Source organism: Ruegeria sp. AP7 (assembly GCF_056539905.1).
The window spans coordinates 270,118-287,032 of the sequence record NZ_JBQFVT010000005.1; the positions used below are offsets into that span (position 1 = coordinate 270,118).

Sequence of the window (16,915 nt, forward strand, 5' to 3'; positions counted from 1 at the left end):
TAACTCAAAAAGAAACTTCCACCAACTTCATGTAATAAAAGCGCTTCTACCGAAACGTGACTTCAATAAGGGTCCGGTAGGTGTGTATGTTCACCCGTCATCAGTATGCGGTCAGATACAAATCGTGGCGATCACCGAACGCCTCGCGCGATACAATCTGTACCCATTATTACAAGCAACTGTATCTTTCTCAGCGGTACTCCATCGCGTTTGCTGTAGCGATCCGGAAGGCTCCGCACTGAAACTATGAGTAGTTCGGGTCGTTCGATGCGATAAGGGAGGGAGACCGTTCGCATGGTTTTGCATGAGTGGAATACGCGTCAACACTCTGAGATGAGCTTCAGCCAACGACTGTATGGAATACGTCTGAGTTAGTTACCTTTGAACTTTGCCGCCAAAGACAGAGAACATCGAAGTTACACTCGGAAATTTGAGGGAGGACCATATCCATGAAAAACACAGTGAGGTCGGAATGCTGATGCGCGGATTGGAAAAACTGACAAGCGCAATCTCAGAGGTCATGGGCCGTATCGGTTGGTTCCTGATCCTGTATTGCATGGCATTTGGTGTGTCGGATGTGTTCATGCGCTACGTACTCAATGCACCATCACAGTGGATTGGAACCACTTTGCAGGCAGCAATGGTATTGCTGGCCTGTACCGGAGGTGTTTACGCGCTGCAGCATGACAGCTTTGTCAAACTTGACCTGTTCTACGCAAATGCAAGCAAGCGATCAAAAGCGATCTTGGACGTCCTGACGGCGCCGATCGCTATTCTGTTTCTGGTCGCCTTGATCTGGAAAGGATACGAGGCCGCGTCATTGTCATTGATGCTCAACCAGAAAACTCCGACATCTATCCCGATCCCGATCTATCCAATCAAGTTTGCCATTCCGCTTAGCGGTGTAATGGTACTTTTGGTGGTCTTGAAACACTTGCTCCGCGATCTGCAAACGATCTTCGGGCGGGGCTAAGGCCGTTTGCCCGGTTACTCATAATTTAACGAAAACAAACTGATCCACTAACGAGGAGAAACTAACATGAAACCAAACAGGTTTATGCACACCACGATGTGGGCGGGCGCCTTTGCGGTGACCGCAAGCATAGCCGTCGCTCAGGACGGGCCGCCGGATGAAGTCACTGAGTGGACTTTCCAGCCCGCATTTGACCAGACCGATGCTGGCTGGGACAACGGCCTGATCCCTTGGGTTGAAGCTGTTGAAAAAGCGACCGAAGGCACCGTTAAAATCCGCGTTGAGCCCGCCGGGGCACTGGTCAGTGGAGCAGAGGCCTTTGGCGCCGCCGCAGCTGGTTTGACCGACGGCTATGCCGGATGGGGCTCGGTCTATGGTGGCGATATGCCCGAAGGCATGCTGGCGTTTGGTATGGCTATGGGCGCCAACAACACCGAAGAAGCCTGGGAAGTGATGTGGGGCAACCCTGATTATCGCGTAGGCGACATCGTTCAGGAAGCGGCGCATGCCCGTAACCTGCATTGGGCTGGATGGACCAATCAGGGCCCGAACGCGATGTTCACCAAGTTCCGTGTCGAAAAGATGGAAGATCTGGAAGGGCACAAAATGCGTGCCGGTGGTCCTCAGGCCATCTTCCACTCGACCATGGGCGGTGCACCGGTATCGATGAATGGTGGCGAAATCTATACTGCCATCAAACTGGGCACGATCGAAGGCACATACTGGGACACTGGCGGCATCGACGACATGTCGTTCCACGAAGTGATCGATTATGCGATCATGCCCGGCTGGAACCCTGCCCAGCATCAGGAAATCTTTATCAACCTGCAAAGCTGGAATGCCCTGACCGACTGGCAGCGCGAAAAGATCGATGGCGTCTTTGAAGAAACCTACTTCGAAACCAGCCGCATGCATGCGGAAGGCGTGGAAGAGGCGCTGCAGATCCTGCGTGATGCCGGTGGTGAAGTGATTGAGCTGAGCGACGAAGAAGTTGCTCGTATGCGCGAAAAGTCAATTGCCGAGGTGTGGCCGCAGGTTGCAGCTGCTTCGGATGGCAACGCCAAAGGCGTCGAAATCTTCAAGAAGTTCTTGGAAGACAAGGCAAACGCGCAATAATCCTGCGCCGCGTGAAAGCTCACGCATTGCTTAAAACGCTTCTGCTGGCCCGACTGTTGGGCCAGCAGATTAGATAGGCGCATGCCAGCGTTCGAAAGATTGCAGGCAAGCAACCTGACATAGACCGCGCGAACGGCCACTAGGTAAGGAAACTAAAGATCATGAGCCTCGAACTAATCACAGCGCTGTATTTCTTAATACTGTTTGGGATCCTTTTTATGGGCCTGCCAGTTGCGTTCGGTCTTGGCGGAACAGCAGTGCTGTTTGCTTTAGTTTTTGAACCCCGCGCGCTGCTTTCGGTACCAAGTGCCTTCTATTCAACGCCCTGGAACTCGGTTCTGGTCACAGTTCCCCTATTCCTGTTTATGGGTTCACTAATAAGATTTTCTGGGATAGCCGAGACGGCCTACGATGCTGTGTACAAACTGATCGGCCATATTCATGGCGGTCTCGCCATGGGCACGGTACAGGTTTGTACGGTGTTTGCTGCCATCACCGGCATCACACCACCGGCAACGACCACAATGGGTCAAATCGCTTACCCGTCAATGATGCGCTATAAATATGATCGCCGTATCGCAATTGGCTGTATCGCAGCCGGCGGAGCGTTGGGCGCGCTGATCCCTCCCAGCGTTCCCTTCATCTTTTATGGTTTGCTGGCCAAGGTTTCGATCGGTGATCTGTTCATGGCAGGCCTCTTGCCGGGCCTGATGCTGGCGATATTCTATACGATCTATATCGGCGTACGCTGCAAAATTCAGCCCGAACTGGGCCCCGCGCTGCCTGCAGATCAGAAATTCACCCGCGCCGAAAAACTGACAGCAGTTCTCAGCATCTGGCCATTTGCACTGCTGATCATCATCGTTCTGGGTGTCATCTGGGGCGGAATCGCGACCCCTGCCGAAGCAGCGGCATTTGGTGCGGCGGGTGCATTTGTCATCAACCTGATCTACGGAAAGCTAACCTGGGAAGTTTTGAAGGAATCGCTGGTTTCCACTTTGAAACTCAGCGGCATGGGTCTGTGGATCCTGATCGGTGCAACTGTCTATCTGAATGTGTTCAATACTCTGGGCAGCCAGGACCTTTTGACCAACCTGGTACTTTCCATGCCGGGCGGCAGCACAGGCATCTTGCTGATGATGATGCTGATCATCCTCGTGCTGGGTATGGTGATGGACGATTGGGCCATCATCATGCTGTGCACCCCGCTTTTCATCCCAATCATTGACGAGTTGGGAATCGACAAGCTGTGGTTTGGTGCATTGTTCATCGTGAACATCCAGATCGCCTATCTGACACCTCCGTTTGGTTTCGTGCTGTTCTGGATCAAAGGGGTGCTACCCAAAGATGTCAGCATGGGCGACGTCTACAACTCGGTTGGCCCGTTTGTTGTGCTGCAGTTTGTTGGTCTGACACTAATCTTCATCTTCCCGCAGATCGCAACCTGGCTGCCAAGCATCTTGAAATAATTCGGAGGTTCCGATGTATAACCATATCCTCGTTCCAGTCGCACCCGATCACATCAACGACTGCTCCTTGTCTCTGGATGCTGCAAGCCGTCTGCTGGCAGACGGAGGAACCGTATCGGTGCTATCGGTTCTCGAAGAACTTCCTTCGTATATCGGCTCGTACTTTCCTGCAGAACAGGTTCAGAAAAGCGTTTCAGAGTTTGAAGAGAGACTGGGCACAGCCGTGGAGGCTTCGAACATTAGTACGCATGTCGTGACCGGGCATCCAACAAACTCGATCCTCGATTGGGCTGAAAAGCACAAAGCGGATTGCATCATCGTGGCGTCGCATCAGCCGGGTCTTTCGGACTATCTGATCGGCTCAACGGCTGCACGTGTTGTCCGGCATGCCCAATGCAGCGTTGTTGTGCTTCGTGGAAAATAGGACCGAAGACCAATAACCCTCCGCTTCTGCAATTTAATGATGGCTAGCCTATTTGGCCGGCCATTTCTTTTCAGAAGCCTTGCATCAGCATATCGACAGCAACGGTAATTTTTTCAAACTCGTCAACGAGATTCCCTACTGGCGACTTGAGTACCCCTGTCGGAACAGCCGCCATAAACTGGGTCACCATGACAACCGGCTCATCCATGATCATGAACTCTGGATTAAGACGGGTTGCAGGTTTCGGCGCGTACGGTTTCGGCAATAGGGGTACGACCACACGTGTGTTCAGATCGCTCAGAAGATCCGATTGGACATCCAACAAGAAGCCATCGCCAGACGGGTTGGGAAACACATCGTATTTCGGCATCAGAACTGACGAAACCGCTCCAGAGGCAATCCATGCTTTTCAACATAAGAGTTGGAGCTTTGCAGAGCTTCGGCGTTCTCCGCTTGCCATTGCTCTGCCTTGGCTGCCGCCACGGCTGCACGAACCCCCTCCTCCGCGGCCCGCGAAAGGTTCACTTTCAGTTTTCGAGCCTCGGTAAGCAAAGCGGGATCGAGCGACAGATTGGTCGGTTTCCGTGCCTGGACATTCATATAATCAACCTCCTCATAAGCAAATTTAGCACCATATATTATGCGCGTCAAATATGCGTATAAAAGCGCGCATCAATTTCGGCATCAAACTGAACGATGAGTCGGCAAAAATCGACATGCTGCAGGCTTGAAGCTCAGGATTTTGGTTGTATTTGCGCTCGTGTCACCCTAATCACAGCCCTACCTCGGGGTGCGCGCGATACTGCGCTGAGATGTCCACTGGCAAACCCGTTGAACCTGAACCGGCTAGAACCGGCGGAGGGAAAGGTACAGGTTTTGTCCATCCTTACCCTCTCGCCGCATTGGAGGATGATATGAAACATCTGGCAATTGCTGCGGGAATACTGACTGCAACATCGGCTGTTGCAGCCGACAAACCACAGTTGACCGTTTATACGTATGACAGCTTCGTCTCGGACTGGGGCCCTGGCCCGAAAGTCGAAGAAGCATTTGAGGCAGTATGTGACTGTGACCTTAATCTTGTGGGTGTCGAAGACGGTGCCGCCCTGTTGTCACGCATCCGTCTTGAGGGTGAGAACACCGATGCAGATGTTGTGCTGGGGCTAGATACCAATCTGATCGCCGCCGCCAAGGAAACCGGCTTGTTTGCCCCTCATTCGGTAACCGCTGATTACGCGCTGCCAATCCAATGGACCGACGATACTTTCGTTCCTTTTGATTGGGGTTACTTTGCCTTTGTTCACAACGCTGATGCGTCAGCGCCCGCCAATTTTCGGGAACTGGCGGACAGCGAGGCTAAAATCATCATTCAAGACCCACGCTCATCTACGCCGGGTCTGGGCCTGCTATTGTGGGTCAAGGCGGCTTATGGTGATGAAGCCCCGGCAATCTGGGCTGACCTTTCCGACAACATCGTGACTGTGACCAAAGGCTGGTCCGAAGCTTACGGGCTGTTTCTCGATGGCGAGGCTGACATGGTGTTGAGCTACACAACATCTCCTGCCTATCATCTGATTGCCGAGGAAGATGCCAGCAAAGCAGCTGCAGCCTTTGACGAAGGCCATTATATGCAGATCGAAGTTGCGGCAAAATTGGCTGGCTCGGATCATTCAGAATTGGCCGACCAGTTTTTGGATTTCATGGTTTCCGACGCGTTCCAGCAGATCATCCCGACAACCAACTGGATGTATCCAGCCGTCACCCCGTCCTCGGGGCTGCCCGAAGGTTTTGACACTCTGGTTGTTCCTCAGAAATCTCTGATTATTGATCCCAGCGAAGCTGCAACCAAAAGAGAAGAGGCTTTGACGGAATGGCTGGGCGCACTCAGCCAGTAAGCTCATGGCCAGGTATCAGCGCGGCGGTCCTTGTCGCCGCGCTGATATTGGGAACTTTGGCCACCGTTGGCTTACGTGCCGAAACCAGCGGCGGATTCAATCCCTCTGACTGGGCGGCACTGCGCTTTACGCTTTTGCAAGCAACGCTCTCTGCAGCGTTCAGTGCTATTTTGGCCATCCCAGTGGCACGCGCATTGGCGCGGCGGCGGTTTCGTGGACGACGGGTATTGATAGCGCTCTTGGGGGCGCCATTCATCCTCCCGGTGATCGTCGCGATATTGGGACTGCTACAGGTATTTGGCCGCTCTGGATGGATCTCGGATGTTTTGGGTGTATTTGGCCTTCCCCCAATCCAAATTTACGGGTTGCATGGTGTCGTTCTGGCCCACGTGTTCTTCAATCTCCCTCTTGCAACGCGGCTGATTTTGCAAGGATGGCAGGAGGTTCCAGCAGAGCGATTTCGTCTTGCCGCACAGCTTGGATGCGATGGGATGGCAATGTTTCGATTAATCGAATTGCCCATGCTGCGGCGCGTTTTGCCCGGCGTGCTGGCCGTTATCTTTGCCATCTGCCTGACCAGTTTTGCCGTTGCTCTAACGTTAGGCGGCGGCCCGCGTGCGACCACGATCGAACTCGCGATTTATCAGGCGTTTACATATGATTTCGATCTTGGCCGTGCAGCGCTGCTATCCGCGTTGCAACTGGCCCTGACTGCGGCTGCCGCACTGGCGGCCCTGAAGTTTTCGAGAGGGGACGGCTTTGGGACGGGCCTCAACCGTGCAGTCCGCCGTTGGGATGGTGGAACGCCTCTGTTGGACGCGTTTTGGATTATCGCCGCAGCAACATTCCTACTTTTGCCATTGGCATCTGTGGTGATTTCAGGCGCGTTGGGATTGTTCGAACTACCCACCCTAGTGTTTCGCGCAGCCGCCACTTCGATCCTAGTGGCCACCATCAGCACCATGCTTTTGTTGCTGCTCGCGGTGCCTATGGCTGTTTCTGCGGCGACCGGAAGGTATGGCATCGTTGAACTGTGCGGCATTCTCGGCCTCGCTGCATCACCACTGGTTATCGGCACCGGTCTATTTATTCTGATCCGCCCTGTCGCCAATCCAGCTATGCTGGCCCTTCCCGTCACTGCACTGGTTAACGCCGTGATGGCCTTGCCTTTCGCGCTTCGAATACTCGTGCCCGCTGCGCGCGACACGATAGAACGGCACAGACGTTTGGCCCTGTCTTTGGATATGAACAAGCACACATTTTTCACCCGTATCATAGTGATGCGTCTTCGCCCTCAAATCGGTTTTGCTGCAGGTTTGGCTGCTGCCCTGTCGATGGGTGACCTTGGCGTAATCGCATTGTTCGCTGATGCGCAGATCGCAACCCTTCCATTGCAGATTTATCGCCTTATGGGGGCCTACCAAATGCAAGCGGCTGCGGGCGGAGCGTTGTTGCTGCTTCTGCTTTCGATGGGTGTGTTTTGGATACTGGATCGTGGAGGGCGTTGGCATGCTGAAGCTTGACGAATGCAGCATCATGAACGGCCGCTTTCTGCTGAATGCCGATTTCGAAATCGAAACCGGAGCCAAGGTCGCGGTCATTGGCCCATCTGGTGCGGGCAAATCTACGTTGCTGGAAACCATCGCCGGATTTCGGGATTTGAAGGCCGGGCAAATGCACTGGAATGACCAAAGTCTGACCACCCTGCCTCCGGGGAAAAGACCGCTTGCGATGCTGTTTCAGGACGGAAATTTGTTCCCGCATCTGACCGCCGCCCAAAATGTTGGCTTGGGCATCCGCCCGAATGGGCGCTTATCAGATGAAGAAAAGGAAATGGTGAGGTCAGCCTTGCATCGCGTTGGCCTACCGGAAATGGGAACCAGAAAACCTGCCGAATTGTCCGGAGGACAACAGAGCCGGGTTGCGCTGGCCAGGATATTGGTTCAAAAGCGAGATGTCTTGTTGCTGGATGAACCCTTTGCCGCCCTTGGTCCTGCGCTAAAGGCCGAGATGTTAGATCTGGTGGCGGATCTGGTGGCTGAGACCGGAACAACGCTGCTTATGGTTAGTCATGATCCTCAGGATGCGCTTCGGATAACCGAGCAAACGGTATTTATTACGGATCAAGTTGCACACGCACCTGTTGCAACCAAGCAGCTATTTGAAAATCCACCTCCTGCGCTGCGTGATTATCTGGGGTAGGCAAATTCATCGATACAACCCTCAAGCAGATCTCGCACCTGCACATCCAGACCGGGCGCCTCTGACCCGCGCGGACCGGCAATGTTCAAGACTTCAACTGGATTTGCGCGCAACCAATCCCGCAGTTTTTGTTGGCAAAACTCCGTTCCCTGCCTGACATCAAGCACCAGGTAAGGCTTTCCGGCCTCCCTTGCAAAAACAACTGTTTGTTGCGTGCCAGGACTGTCTGAACCATTCACAACTATCAGCGTTGCATCGCTGGACTGAACGTTCAGCTTTGTCCGCTCGATCACTTCCGGTGAATGGGTCTCGACCAATCCAGCGTACTCAACAGGGATCAGACCGGCCTCGTTTGTTCTGCCTTTTGGAACCCAACCACCATAAAGGATATGGTGCTTTCGTGCGAAATCCAGTGCAGCCAAATCAACGCCCGTTTGCCCACCCGCCACGATTTTGGAAACAGACATTCATTTCTGCCCTTTGGTTACGGTCTGATTACTCCGGTTCGGAACGGATCGTCCTCAGCAAAGATCAATGTGCTTTCAGCCATCACGTATGCTTGCCCGGTTAAACTTGGAACAACACCCCCACCCTTTCCGGGTTTATAGAACAACTGGTAGCTGCTTCCGATCACACTTTCCTGCACAATCTCTTCTCCGGCTTGCAGTTGCCCGCTGGCCGCCAGACAAGCCAAACGCGCCGAACTGCCGGTGCCGCAGGGTGAACGGTCATAATCGTTATCAGGGCATAGAACAAAGTTTCGGCTGTGGACCCCTTTATTCGGAGACTTGCCTTGCAAAATAACATGGTCGACAGGCTCGCCATTCTCACCGCCAACACCATGGGAGATACAGGCTTCGCGGATAGCAATGGTAAAGTCAGTCAATGAACGGATGTTTGCAGGTTCAACTGTCATTGGGCTCGGGTCGACAATAAAAAACCAATTGCCGCCATAGGCTACGTCTCCGGTCACTGGCCCGTATCCGTCGACATCAATATTAACCGCCTGACGCACCCGGCGGCTTTCGATATTCGTAACCTCAACGGTGTTTGGGTCCTTCAGGTCAATCACCACTTCTCCTGCAGGGGTTTCGATCCGGTGCACACCGACTCCGATCCGACCCAAATGAGCCAGTGTCACACCCAGACCGATCGTGCCATGCCCGCACATTCCCAGCACCGCATCAGCGTCAAAATAGATAACGCCTGCGGCACAGGCCGGGTTTGCGGGCTCCACAAGAAGTGCACCAACCATTCCGGACTGGCCACGCGGCTCTAGCAGAATGGATTTGTAGAACTGCTCGTGCTGCATCGCCAATCGTTCTGCCCGCTCTGCCACCGAGCCAGACCCCAGATCGGGACCGCCATCCAGAATGACACGCGTTGGCATTCCCCCGGTATGGCTGTCGATCACATGCATTCAGCGATGACCCCACCCTTTTGGACCCAGTCGTTGAACCAGTTGCGGAAAAGTTCATACTGCTGTTCGCAATAGTTTCGCTGCGCGTCAGACAACTCGTCTGTTTCGTTGAAATGCAGGCGGTATTCATCTTCGCCATTCAAAACCAGAAGATGTTTATAATACAGAACGAGGTCCGTACCTTCGTCAAAACTGGCCAATACGCCAAACGCCTCATCCAATTCGCGTGCGCGCAGGCGGGCTTCGGCGTGACCAGTCGCGGCTTTCTTGGCCAGTGCCGCAAGCAGCAGCGCCTCTTTCGGCAGCGCCGTGCCGATCCCGGTAATTGACCCTGTGGCTCCACAATTTACGAAACCGTGATAGACCTCGGTGTCTACACCGACCATTAACGTAACTTGATCGTCCTTAGACGTAATGAATTCGGCAGCATATCTCAGATCGTCTTTGCCTCCGAACTCCTTGAAACCGAACAGATTTGGATGTTCGGCCCGGAGTGCGAAAAACAAGTCAGCGCGGGTCGCAAAACCGTATACTGGGCTGTTATAGATAATCGCTGGTACGTCGGGTGCTGCTGATAAGATGGCTTTGAAATGGTTCTTTTGTGCCGCGATCGACGAGCCACGCGAAAGAACACGTGGAATAACCATCAGACCTGATGCGCCCACTTTCTGCGCATGAGCTGCATGCGCGACCGCTGATTTTGAGTTAATGGCACCTGTGCCAACAACCACAGGCAATCCAGCATCAACCAGCCTTTCAACGCCTTCCATCCTTTGCGCATCCGTCAGCAAAGGCCAATCGCCCATCGATCCGCAATACACCACGGCAGACATGCCGGCGTCGATCATCTCTTTGCCCTTTTTGACCAAAGCATCGAAATCCGGCGCCCGACTAGGCAGGCAGGGTGTCATTAATGCAGGCATCGTGCCGGCAAAGATATTCTGTGTCATGTGCTTCTTCTTTTGTTCGGATTGAGAGTGCTCAAATTCTAATTCCGTCCCAACAACAACGCGGTTATCAAAACAAACCGTCACATCGGTTTCACTCGAGCGATACCCACAACACCTGGGCATCTTCTTTGCTGGTTGAGATGCATCCGTGCCCCATACTACTGTCGTAATATAGTGAATCCCCAGCTTTCATGGGCAATGGTCGATAGTGTTCGGATACAAACGTCAACTCGCCGCTGATTACATACATGAACTCTTCGCCACTGTGCCTGATCCAAGTATCATACTCTGAAATATCTCTGGCTTTGATCGTCGCGATATAGGGAAGCATCCGCTTGCTTGTTAGCTCTGTGCACAGAAGCTCATGCAAATAGGTAGGTGTGTTCTTGATTTCACCCTCACCCTTGGCGGTGAAATCGCGTCGCCCTGATATGCCGGTCTGTCCTGACTGCAGGAACAGTTGAGGCGTGCTCATACCCAGTGCCTGTGTCAGCCTTCGCACGATGTCAAAACTAGGTCGCGTTTGATTGTTCTCAATTTTCGAAAGCGTGGATCGACCGATTCCCGCTGCCCGACCAGCCTCTTCCAAAGTCCAGCCTTTTTCACGACGCGCATCACGGATCGAGCGTCCTAGTACAGCTCCATCGCCAAATTCATCCGGTCCAGAAGTATCATTTGGGTGGTCCTCAACCATATAATTCTCCCCTTTTTCTGAAGGTTAAAGGTTTCCACAACATCCTACAACTTTCCTGTTGCTAAATATTTGTTGCCTTATCGGCGCATTCTCCATTATAGGAAACTTATTTTCCTGTTTGGGGAACATGGTCGATGGAGGAGATAATGTTCAAAAAGTCGCTCATTGAAGCCGATCCGGTCATCGCGTCATCGATTGCGCGCGAAGGCAAACGTCAGGCTGAACAGATCGAACTGATCGCTTCTGAAAATATTGTCTCTCAGGCTGTGATTGATGCACAGGGTTCTGTGCTGACCAACAAATATGCCGAAGGCTATCCTGGCCGCCGCTATTATGGTGGATGCGAATATGTGGATGAAGTCGAGGCCGAAGCGATCGAACGGTTGAAACAATTGTTCGGTTGCGAGTATGCAAACGTCCAACCCCATTCGGGTGCACAGGCCAACGGGGCCGTCAAACTGGCGCTACTTAGCCCTGGCGATACCATCCTGGGAATGTCGCTGGATGCTGGTGGCCACCTGACTCACGGCGCAAAACCTGCCCAATCCGGCAAGTGGTTCCGTCCGGTCCAGTACGGACTGACCGAAGCCGGGCTGATTGATTATGATCAGGTTGAGGCACTTGCCAAAGCCGAAAAACCCCAACTGATCATTGCAGGCGCATCGGCCTATTCGCAAAAAATTGACTTTGCACGCTTCCGCGCCGTCGCGGATGAAGTTGGTGCTTGGTTGCTGGCCGACATGGCCCACATAGCAGGGCTTGTCGCGACAGGTCTGCATCCTTCGCCAGTTGGCCACGCCCACGTTGTAACATCAACCACGCACAAAACCCTGCGTGGACCGCGTGGCGGGGTTATTCTGACCAACGACGAAGCGTTAGCAAAAAAGATGAACTCAGCCGTTTTCCCCGGCTTGCAGGGCGGCCCTCTGATGCATGTTATTGCAGGAAAAGCCGTTGCATTTGGAGAAGCACTGAAACCCGAATTCAAAGAGTATATGAAGCGTGTCGTGGATAGCGCGTCAGCATTGGCGAATGTAATGATAGCGCGCGGCTGCGATATCGTTTCGGGTGGAACCGAAAACCACCTGATGCTGGTCGACCTGCGCCCAATCGGCGTAACCGGAAAAGACGCTGAAGCTGCGCTCGAGCGTGCAGGCTTCACTTGCAACAAAAACAGCGTTCCGGGTGACCCCCAGAAACCAACGATCACCAGCGGCATTCGTTTGGGCACCGCAGCTGGCTGTAGTCGCGGCTTTGGTCCGGAAGAGTTCAAGCAGATCGGTCACCTGATCGGCAATGTATTGGACGCATTGGCCCAATCGCCGGACGGGGATGAAGCCGTCGAAAAGGAAACCCGCGAAAAAGTCCGCGCCCTTTGCGCAAGCCACCCGATCTACTGAGAGAAGACTAAATGACTTACGATCTTATTGTCATCGGGGGCGGACCTGGCGGCTATGTCGCCGCGATCCGCGCGGCTCAATTGGGCATGAAAGTAGCGTGCGTTGAGGGCCGTGGTGCGCTCGGCGGGACTTGTTTGAATGTGGGGTGTATACCCTCCAAAGCGTTGCTGACCTCCTCGGCCAAATATGCCGAACTTGCACATCTCTCCTCCCACGGTATTGCGGTCGAGGGGGCCAGCATCGATGTACCAGCGATGATGGGCCGCAAGGACAAGATTGTAGGCGACCTGACCAAAGGCATCGCGTTCCTGTTCAAGAAAAATGGCGTCGATCTGATCGAGGGGTGGGCCAGCATTCCCACCGCCGGGCAAGTTAAAGTTGGAGAAGATGTCCACATAGCCAAGAACATCCTGATTGCCACGGGCTCGGAACCCACACCATTGCCGGGAATCGAGATAGACGAGCAGGACATCCTCAGCTCAACAGGTGCGATCGCATTGGAGACGGTTCCCGAACATCTGGTGGTGATCGGTGCAGGTGTTATCGGTCTGGAGCTGGGGCAGGTCTGGGCACGTCTGGGCGCTAAGGTCACGGTGGTCGAATATCTGGATCGGGTGTTGCCCGGAATTGACGGTGAGATTGCCAAACTGGCGCAGCGCGCCCTGTCCAAACGTGGATTGAAGTTCCAATTGGGTCGGGCGTTGAAATCGGTCGACAAAACGGATGCAGGTCTGACCTTGACCGTGGATCGCGTTGGCAAGGACAAGGAAGAAGCGATTGAGGCCGACAAGGTGTTGATCGCTGTCGGTCGCCGCCCCGTCACCCGAGGGCTTGGCTTGGAAGAGCTGGGTGTGGCTGTGAACCAACGTGGCGTCATAGCAGTTGACAATACATTCCAGACATCAGTGCCAGGCATTTACGCCATCGGTGACTGCATTCCTGGCCCAATGTTGGCACATAAAGCTGAGGAAGACGGTGTTGCCTGCGTTGAGATGCTGGCAGGCGAAGCCGGGCATGTCGATTACAACACCGTGCCGGGCGTTGTGTACACAGATCCCGAAGTCGCCTCGGTAGGATTGACCGAAGAAGCGCTGAAAGACGCCGGGGCCGAGTATTCCGTCGGCAAATTCGCCTTCATGGCGAACTCGCGCGCGCGCTCGACCGGAGAAACAGACGGTGCGGTGAAGGTACTGGCAGACACTAACGGCAAGATTCTGGGCGCGCATATCTGTGGTGCTCATGGTGGCGATCTGATCGCAGAATTGGTGTTGGCAATGACCAAGGAGGCAACCGTGTCCGAAGTTGCTGCAACCTGCCATGCGCACCCTGCGATGGGTGAGGCTGTCAAAGAAGCCTGCCTTGACGCCCTAGGCCGCGCGATTCACGCCTAAACCGGAGCCGCCAGATGACCATCCAGCTTCGTCCCCGTCACCCGGAAAAAGCCAAAAAGGCAGATAGCGTCATCCCACGCAAACCCAAGTGGATTCGCAAGAAAAAGGTAGAAGGCCCCGAGTTTTATGAAACCCGCCGCCTGATGCGGGACCACGATCTCGTGACGGTCTGCGAAGAGGCAGCCTGCCCAAACATCGGTGAATGCTGGTCTAAGCGGCACGCTACCATGATGATTATGGGCGAAGTCTGCACGCGCGGCTGTTCATTCTGCAATGTCTCAACCGGGCGTCCCGATGCCCTGGATGTTTTCGAACCTGGTCGGGTGGCCGCAGCGGTGAAGAAACTGGGCTTGCGTCATGTCGTCATCACATCTGTTGATCGCGATGACCTAAACGATGGCGGGGCTGAGCATATTGCACAGACAATCCGTGCGGTCCGCCATCAGAACCCTACCACGACGATCGAGGTTCTGACACCCGATTTTCTGGGTAAGGGCGAAGCTTCAGAAGTGGTGTTCGAGGCCGCTCCGGATGTGTTCAACCACAATCTTGAGACTGTTCCGCACCTCTACCCAACTGTACGCCCGGGTGCGCGCTACTATACTTCGCTACGGTTGCTGGACGATGCCAAACGCGCAAATCCCGAAGTTTTCACCAAATCCGGTTTGATGGTTGGATTAGGTGAAACACTGAATGATGTCCGACAAGTCATGGATGATCTGCGTGCTGCAAACGTCGATTTCTTGACAGTCGGTCAATACCTGCAGCCGACGCCGAAACATCACCCGATCGACCGATTCTGGACTCCGGAAGAATTCGCCCAACTGGAACAAATCGCGCGTTCCAAGGGCTTTTTGCACGTTTCAGCAACCCCGCTGACCCGTTCGTCGTTCCACGCGGACGAAGACTTTGCCGCCCTTAAGCAAGCCCGCCAGCGGGCCATCGCAAACAGGGCATAAACCTGACGCAAATGGGAGGGAAACCATGGAAGCGTTAAATTCAATCGTAGGGGCTATTAATAGCGTCGTGTGGGGGCCGCTAATGCTGGTCCTCATCCTCGGCGTTGGCTTCTTCCTGCAGGTGGGGCTGAAGTTCATGCCGATCCTGCGCATCGGCACAGGCTTCAGCCTGCTGTTCAAAGGCCGTGAAGGTCAGGGCGAAGGGCAGATCAGCCCGTTCAACGCGCTGATGACCTCGCTGTCGGCGACAATCGGTACGGGTAACATCGCCGGTGTGGCCACTGCTGTCTTCCTGGGCGGTCCGGGCGCCTTGTTCTGGATGTGGATGACCGCCCTGGTGGGCATGGCCACCAAATATGCCGAAGCTGTCTGCGCCGTGAAATACCGCGAGAAAGACGAGCTGGGTAACTATGTCGGCGGACCGATGTACTACATCAAAAACGGTCTGGGTGCGAAATGGGCCTGGCTGGGCGTTGCGTTCGCTCTGTTCGGAGCTGTCGCAGCCTTTGGCATCGGTAACGGTGTACAGGCCAACGGTGTCGCCCAGGTTCTGGAAGCGAATTTCGGTTTCAACACCTCGGTCACCGGTGTTGTTCTGATGGTTCTGACAGCAGCCGTGATCTTGGGCGGCATCACCCGGATCGGTGCAGTTGCCGGTAAGTTGGTTCCGTTCATGGCAATCGCCTACATCATCGCGGGCTTGCTGGTACTGCTGATCAACATCGGCAACATCGGACATGCGCTGTCACTGGTCTTCACCTACGCCTTCACCCCCTCGGCCGCCGAAGGTGGTTTCGCGGGTGCCGCTGTTTGGGCTGCGATCCGCTTTGGTGTGGCACGTGGTGTCTTCTCGAACGAAGCGGGTCTGGGTTCCGCTCCGATCGCGCACGCCGCAGCCGAGACCAAAGGTCCGGTCAACCAGGGCCTGATCGCGATGCTGGGGACGTTCATCGACACTATCATCGTTTGCTCGATCACCGGTCTGGCGATCATCTCGTCGGGTGCATGGACGTCTGGTGAATCCGGTGCCGCTCTGACCAGCCACGCGTTCGAGCTATCATTGCCGGGGATCGGTGGATATCTGATCGCCATCGCTCTGTCGATCTTTGCCTTCACCACTATCTTGGGCTGGTCGTTCTACGGCGAAAAATGTGTCGAGTTCCTGCTCGGCGTCAAATCGCTGATGCCTTACCGCGTCCTGTGGATTGTCATGATCTATTTCGGAGCGACCGCGGATCTAGGCTTCATCTGGCTGCTTGCCGATACGCTGAACGCCATGATGGCTATCCCGAACCTGATCGCCCTGGCGCTGCTGAGCCCGATCGTCATCAAGCTGACGAAAGAGTTCTTTGCTTCGGGTGGCAAGTCCGAAGAGCCAGGTGGCACACCAGCCGAATAAACCAGGATAAACATACCCCGGGGGCCAGAGTGGCCCCCGGGCTTTGAAACAGATTTCTATATCTCGAGGAGAGACGTGATGGCCACGAAAATCCTGCTGCCAATTGATCACACCGACGACCGCTCATGGAAGAACGCCCTGCCGCTCGCGCTGGAACAGGCAAAATTCTATGGTGCTGAATTGCACGCAGTGGCCGTTATCCCCGAGATCATCCAGCTCCCTAACCTGCCTGCCAACTATGGTGCGGGTGCCAAAGAGCATGTACGCAACGCGATTCAGGCCATTCTGGATCACGGCAATGCCGGTGACGTTCCAGTACATGTCGAAGAAGGCAGCGTCTACCGCGAAATCCTGAAGCTTGCGTACAAGGAAGGCTTCGATCTGATCGTCATGGCATCGACCAAAGGCGATTTCCCGAATTATGAGATTGGCCCGAACCTGTCACGTGTCGTGCGTAACGCGCATTGCACTGTAACAGTCGTTCGTGACCAATCCCGCTGATTAGAAAGGCTCTGGCTATGGGCGAGATTAAACGCACGCCTCTTCACGCTTTGCATGTTGAGTTGGGTGGTAAGTTGGTTGATTTTGCTGGGTGGGAGATGCCTGTTCAGTATCCATTGGGG

Annotated in this window: 18 protein-coding genes and 1 riboswitch; of the genes, 12 read left to right on the forward strand and 6 right to left on the reverse strand. The window is 54.4% G+C overall.

The annotated features are described in order from the left end of the window. Nucleotides 1-472: 472 nt before the first annotated feature. The 4 genes from ACR0KN_RS12360 to ACR0KN_RS12375 all read left to right on the forward strand — a co-directional run bounded on the left by ACR0KN_RS12360 (nucleotide 473) and on the right by ACR0KN_RS12375 (nucleotide 3,982). On the forward strand, nucleotides 473-973 hold the full coding sequence (locus ACR0KN_RS12360) for a TRAP transporter small permease subunit (protein ID WP_170543928.1): 501 nt from the start codon (nucleotides 473-475) through the stop codon (nucleotides 971-973). Between the two features lie 66 nt (nucleotides 974-1,039). After that, on the forward strand, nucleotides 1,040-2,089 hold the full coding sequence (locus tag ACR0KN_RS12365; RefSeq protein WP_010441629.1) for a TRAP transporter substrate-binding protein: 1,050 nt from the start codon (nucleotides 1,040-1,042) through the stop codon (nucleotides 2,087-2,089). A 161-nt stretch (nucleotides 2,090-2,250) separates the two neighbouring features. Then, nucleotides 2,251-3,558, forward strand: coding sequence for a TRAP transporter large permease (locus ACR0KN_RS12370; protein ID WP_480653865.1), 1,308 nt, complete (start codon nucleotides 2,251-2,253; stop codon nucleotides 3,556-3,558). Between the two features lie 13 nt (nucleotides 3,559-3,571). Beyond that, complete coding sequence (locus ACR0KN_RS12375) at nucleotides 3,572-3,982, forward strand: universal stress protein (RefSeq protein ID WP_010441631.1); 411 nt, start codon at nucleotides 3,572-3,574, stop codon at nucleotides 3,980-3,982. Nucleotides 3,983-4,052: 70 nt separating this feature from the next. On the opposite strand, the gene ACR0KN_RS12380 is transcribed toward ACR0KN_RS12375, so the two are convergent. Next, complete coding sequence (locus ACR0KN_RS12380) at nucleotides 4,053-4,352, reverse strand: CcdB family protein (protein WP_319544483.1); 300 nt, start codon at nucleotides 4,350-4,352, stop codon at nucleotides 4,053-4,055. Next, entirely contained in the window at nucleotides 4,352-4,582 is a 231-nt protein-coding gene (locus ACR0KN_RS12385) for a type II toxin-antitoxin system CcdA family antitoxin (RefSeq protein WP_170543922.1), read from the reverse strand. The genes ACR0KN_RS12380 and ACR0KN_RS12385 overlap by 1 nt, the downstream gene beginning before the upstream one ends. 176 nt (nucleotides 4,583-4,758) lie before the next feature. Next, nucleotides 4,759-4,864: riboswitch (TPP riboswitch) on the forward strand. Between the two features lie 32 nt (nucleotides 4,865-4,896). Here ACR0KN_RS12385 and thiB point away from each other — a divergent pair. From thiB to ACR0KN_RS12400, 3 genes are read left to right on the forward strand one after another with little or no spacing between them, the layout of a single operon-like run. Next, entirely contained in the window at nucleotides 4,897-5,877 is a 981-nt protein-coding gene (gene thiB, locus ACR0KN_RS12390; RefSeq protein WP_480653868.1) for a thiamine ABC transporter substrate binding subunit, read from the forward strand. After that, complete coding sequence (locus ACR0KN_RS12395; protein ID WP_480653870.1) at nucleotides 5,853-7,400, forward strand: ABC transporter permease family protein; 1,548 nt, start codon at nucleotides 5,853-5,855, stop codon at nucleotides 7,398-7,400. The genes thiB and ACR0KN_RS12395 overlap by 25 nt, the downstream gene beginning before the upstream one ends. Continuing rightward, nucleotides 7,387-8,079 carry a thiamine ABC transporter ATP-binding protein gene (locus ACR0KN_RS12400; RefSeq protein ID WP_480653872.1) on the forward strand — a complete coding sequence of 231 codons (693 nt, stop codon included), beginning with the start codon at nucleotides 7,387-7,389 and terminating at the stop codon, nucleotides 8,077-8,079. The genes ACR0KN_RS12395 and ACR0KN_RS12400 overlap by 14 nt, the downstream gene beginning before the upstream one ends. Here the strand turns inward: ACR0KN_RS12400 and ACR0KN_RS12405 are convergent. The 4 genes from ACR0KN_RS12405 to ACR0KN_RS12420 all read right to left on the reverse strand — a co-directional run bounded on the left by ACR0KN_RS12405 (nucleotide 8,067) and on the right by ACR0KN_RS12420 (nucleotide 11,143). Continuing rightward, a complete protein-coding gene (locus ACR0KN_RS12405; protein WP_480653874.1) occupies nucleotides 8,067-8,546 on the reverse strand; it encodes a putative molybdenum carrier protein in 480 nt (159 codons plus the stop codon). The genes ACR0KN_RS12400 and ACR0KN_RS12405 overlap by 13 nt on opposite strands. Before the next feature lie 17 nt (nucleotides 8,547-8,563). Beyond that, a complete protein-coding gene (locus ACR0KN_RS12410) occupies nucleotides 8,564-9,499 on the reverse strand; it encodes a 4-hydroxyproline epimerase (protein ID WP_480653876.1) in 936 nt (311 codons plus the stop codon). Further along, a complete protein-coding gene (locus tag ACR0KN_RS12415; protein WP_480653878.1) occupies nucleotides 9,490-10,449 on the reverse strand; it encodes a dihydrodipicolinate synthase family protein in 960 nt (319 codons plus the stop codon). The genes ACR0KN_RS12410 and ACR0KN_RS12415 overlap by 10 nt, the downstream gene beginning before the upstream one ends. Nucleotides 10,450-10,540: 91 nt before the next feature. Then, complete coding sequence (locus ACR0KN_RS12420) at nucleotides 10,541-11,143, reverse strand: helix-turn-helix domain-containing protein (protein ID WP_480653880.1); 603 nt, start codon at nucleotides 11,141-11,143, stop codon at nucleotides 10,541-10,543. Between the two features lie 146 nt (nucleotides 11,144-11,289). On the opposite strand from ACR0KN_RS12420, the gene glyA reads away from it, so the two are divergent. From glyA to ACR0KN_RS12445, 5 genes are all read left to right on the forward strand, one after another. Continuing rightward, nucleotides 11,290-12,543, forward strand: a complete 1,254-nt coding sequence (gene glyA / locus ACR0KN_RS12425; RefSeq protein WP_480653882.1) for a serine hydroxymethyltransferase — start codon at nucleotides 11,290-11,292, stop codon at nucleotides 12,541-12,543. Between the two features lie 11 nt (nucleotides 12,544-12,554). Next, complete coding sequence (gene lpdA, locus ACR0KN_RS12430) at nucleotides 12,555-13,934, forward strand: dihydrolipoyl dehydrogenase (RefSeq protein WP_480653884.1); 1,380 nt, start codon at nucleotides 12,555-12,557, stop codon at nucleotides 13,932-13,934. Between the two features lie 14 nt (nucleotides 13,935-13,948). Then, on the forward strand, nucleotides 13,949-14,893 hold the full coding sequence (gene lipA / locus ACR0KN_RS12435) for a lipoyl synthase (protein ID WP_260027102.1): 945 nt from the start codon (nucleotides 13,949-13,951) through the stop codon (nucleotides 14,891-14,893). A 25-nt stretch (nucleotides 14,894-14,918) separates the two neighbouring features. Then, nucleotides 14,919-16,292 (forward strand): alanine/glycine:cation symporter family protein, encoded by a 1,374-nt coding sequence (locus ACR0KN_RS12440; protein WP_029621957.1) that lies wholly within the window; start codon nucleotides 14,919-14,921, stop codon nucleotides 16,290-16,292. Nucleotides 16,293-16,370: 78 nt separating this feature from the next. Next, nucleotides 16,371-16,793 carry a universal stress protein gene (locus tag ACR0KN_RS12445; protein WP_010441645.1) on the forward strand — a complete coding sequence of 141 codons (423 nt, stop codon included), beginning with the start codon at nucleotides 16,371-16,373 and terminating at the stop codon, nucleotides 16,791-16,793. Nucleotides 16,794-16,915: the final 122 nt, after the last annotated feature.

Bases quoted from the DNA above. Each gene is read 5' to 3' on its own strand.
- ACR0KN_RS12360 (WP_170543928.1), top strand. From the start codon at position 473: ATGCTGATGCGCGGATTGGAAAAACTGACAAGCGCAATCTCAGAGGTC.
- ACR0KN_RS12365 (WP_010441629.1), top strand. From the start codon at position 1,040: ATGAAACCAAACAGGTTTATGCACACCACGATGTGGGCGGGCGCCTTT.
- ACR0KN_RS12370 (WP_480653865.1), top strand. From the start codon at position 2,251: ATGAGCCTCGAACTAATCACAGCGCTGTATTTCTTAATACTGTTTGGG.
- ACR0KN_RS12375 (WP_010441631.1), top strand. From the start codon at position 3,572: ATGTATAACCATATCCTCGTTCCAGTCGCACCCGATCACATCAACGAC.
- ACR0KN_RS12380 (WP_319544483.1), bottom strand. From the start codon at position 4,352: ATGCCGAAATACGATGTGTTTCCCAACCCGTCTGGCGATGGCTTCTTG.
- ACR0KN_RS12385 (WP_170543922.1), bottom strand. From the start codon at position 4,582: ATGAATGTCCAGGCACGGAAACCGACCAATCTGTCGCTCGATCCCGCT.
- thiB (WP_480653868.1), top strand. From the start codon at position 4,897: ATGAAACATCTGGCAATTGCTGCGGGAATACTGACTGCAACATCGGCT.
- ACR0KN_RS12395 (WP_480653870.1), top strand. From the start codon at position 5,853: ATGGCTGGGCGCACTCAGCCAGTAAGCTCATGGCCAGGTATCAGCGCG.
- ACR0KN_RS12400 (WP_480653872.1), top strand. From the start codon at position 7,387: ATGCTGAAGCTTGACGAATGCAGCATCATGAACGGCCGCTTTCTGCTG.
- ACR0KN_RS12405 (WP_480653874.1), bottom strand. From the start codon at position 8,546: ATGTCTGTTTCCAAAATCGTGGCGGGTGGGCAAACGGGCGTTGATTTG.
- ACR0KN_RS12410 (WP_480653876.1), bottom strand. From the start codon at position 9,499: ATGCATGTGATCGACAGCCATACCGGGGGAATGCCAACGCGTGTCATT.
- ACR0KN_RS12415 (WP_480653878.1), bottom strand. From the start codon at position 10,449: ATGACACAGAATATCTTTGCCGGCACGATGCCTGCATTAATGACACCC.
- ACR0KN_RS12420 (WP_480653880.1), bottom strand. From the start codon at position 11,143: ATGGTTGAGGACCACCCAAATGATACTTCTGGACCGGATGAATTTGGC.
- glyA (WP_480653882.1), top strand. From the start codon at position 11,290: ATGTTCAAAAAGTCGCTCATTGAAGCCGATCCGGTCATCGCGTCATCG.
- lpdA (WP_480653884.1), top strand. From the start codon at position 12,555: ATGACTTACGATCTTATTGTCATCGGGGGCGGACCTGGCGGCTATGTC.
- lipA (WP_260027102.1), top strand. From the start codon at position 13,949: ATGACCATCCAGCTTCGTCCCCGTCACCCGGAAAAAGCCAAAAAGGCA.
- ACR0KN_RS12440 (WP_029621957.1), top strand. From the start codon at position 14,919: ATGGAAGCGTTAAATTCAATCGTAGGGGCTATTAATAGCGTCGTGTGG.
- ACR0KN_RS12445 (WP_010441645.1), top strand. From the start codon at position 16,371: ATGGCCACGAAAATCCTGCTGCCAATTGATCACACCGACGACCGCTCA.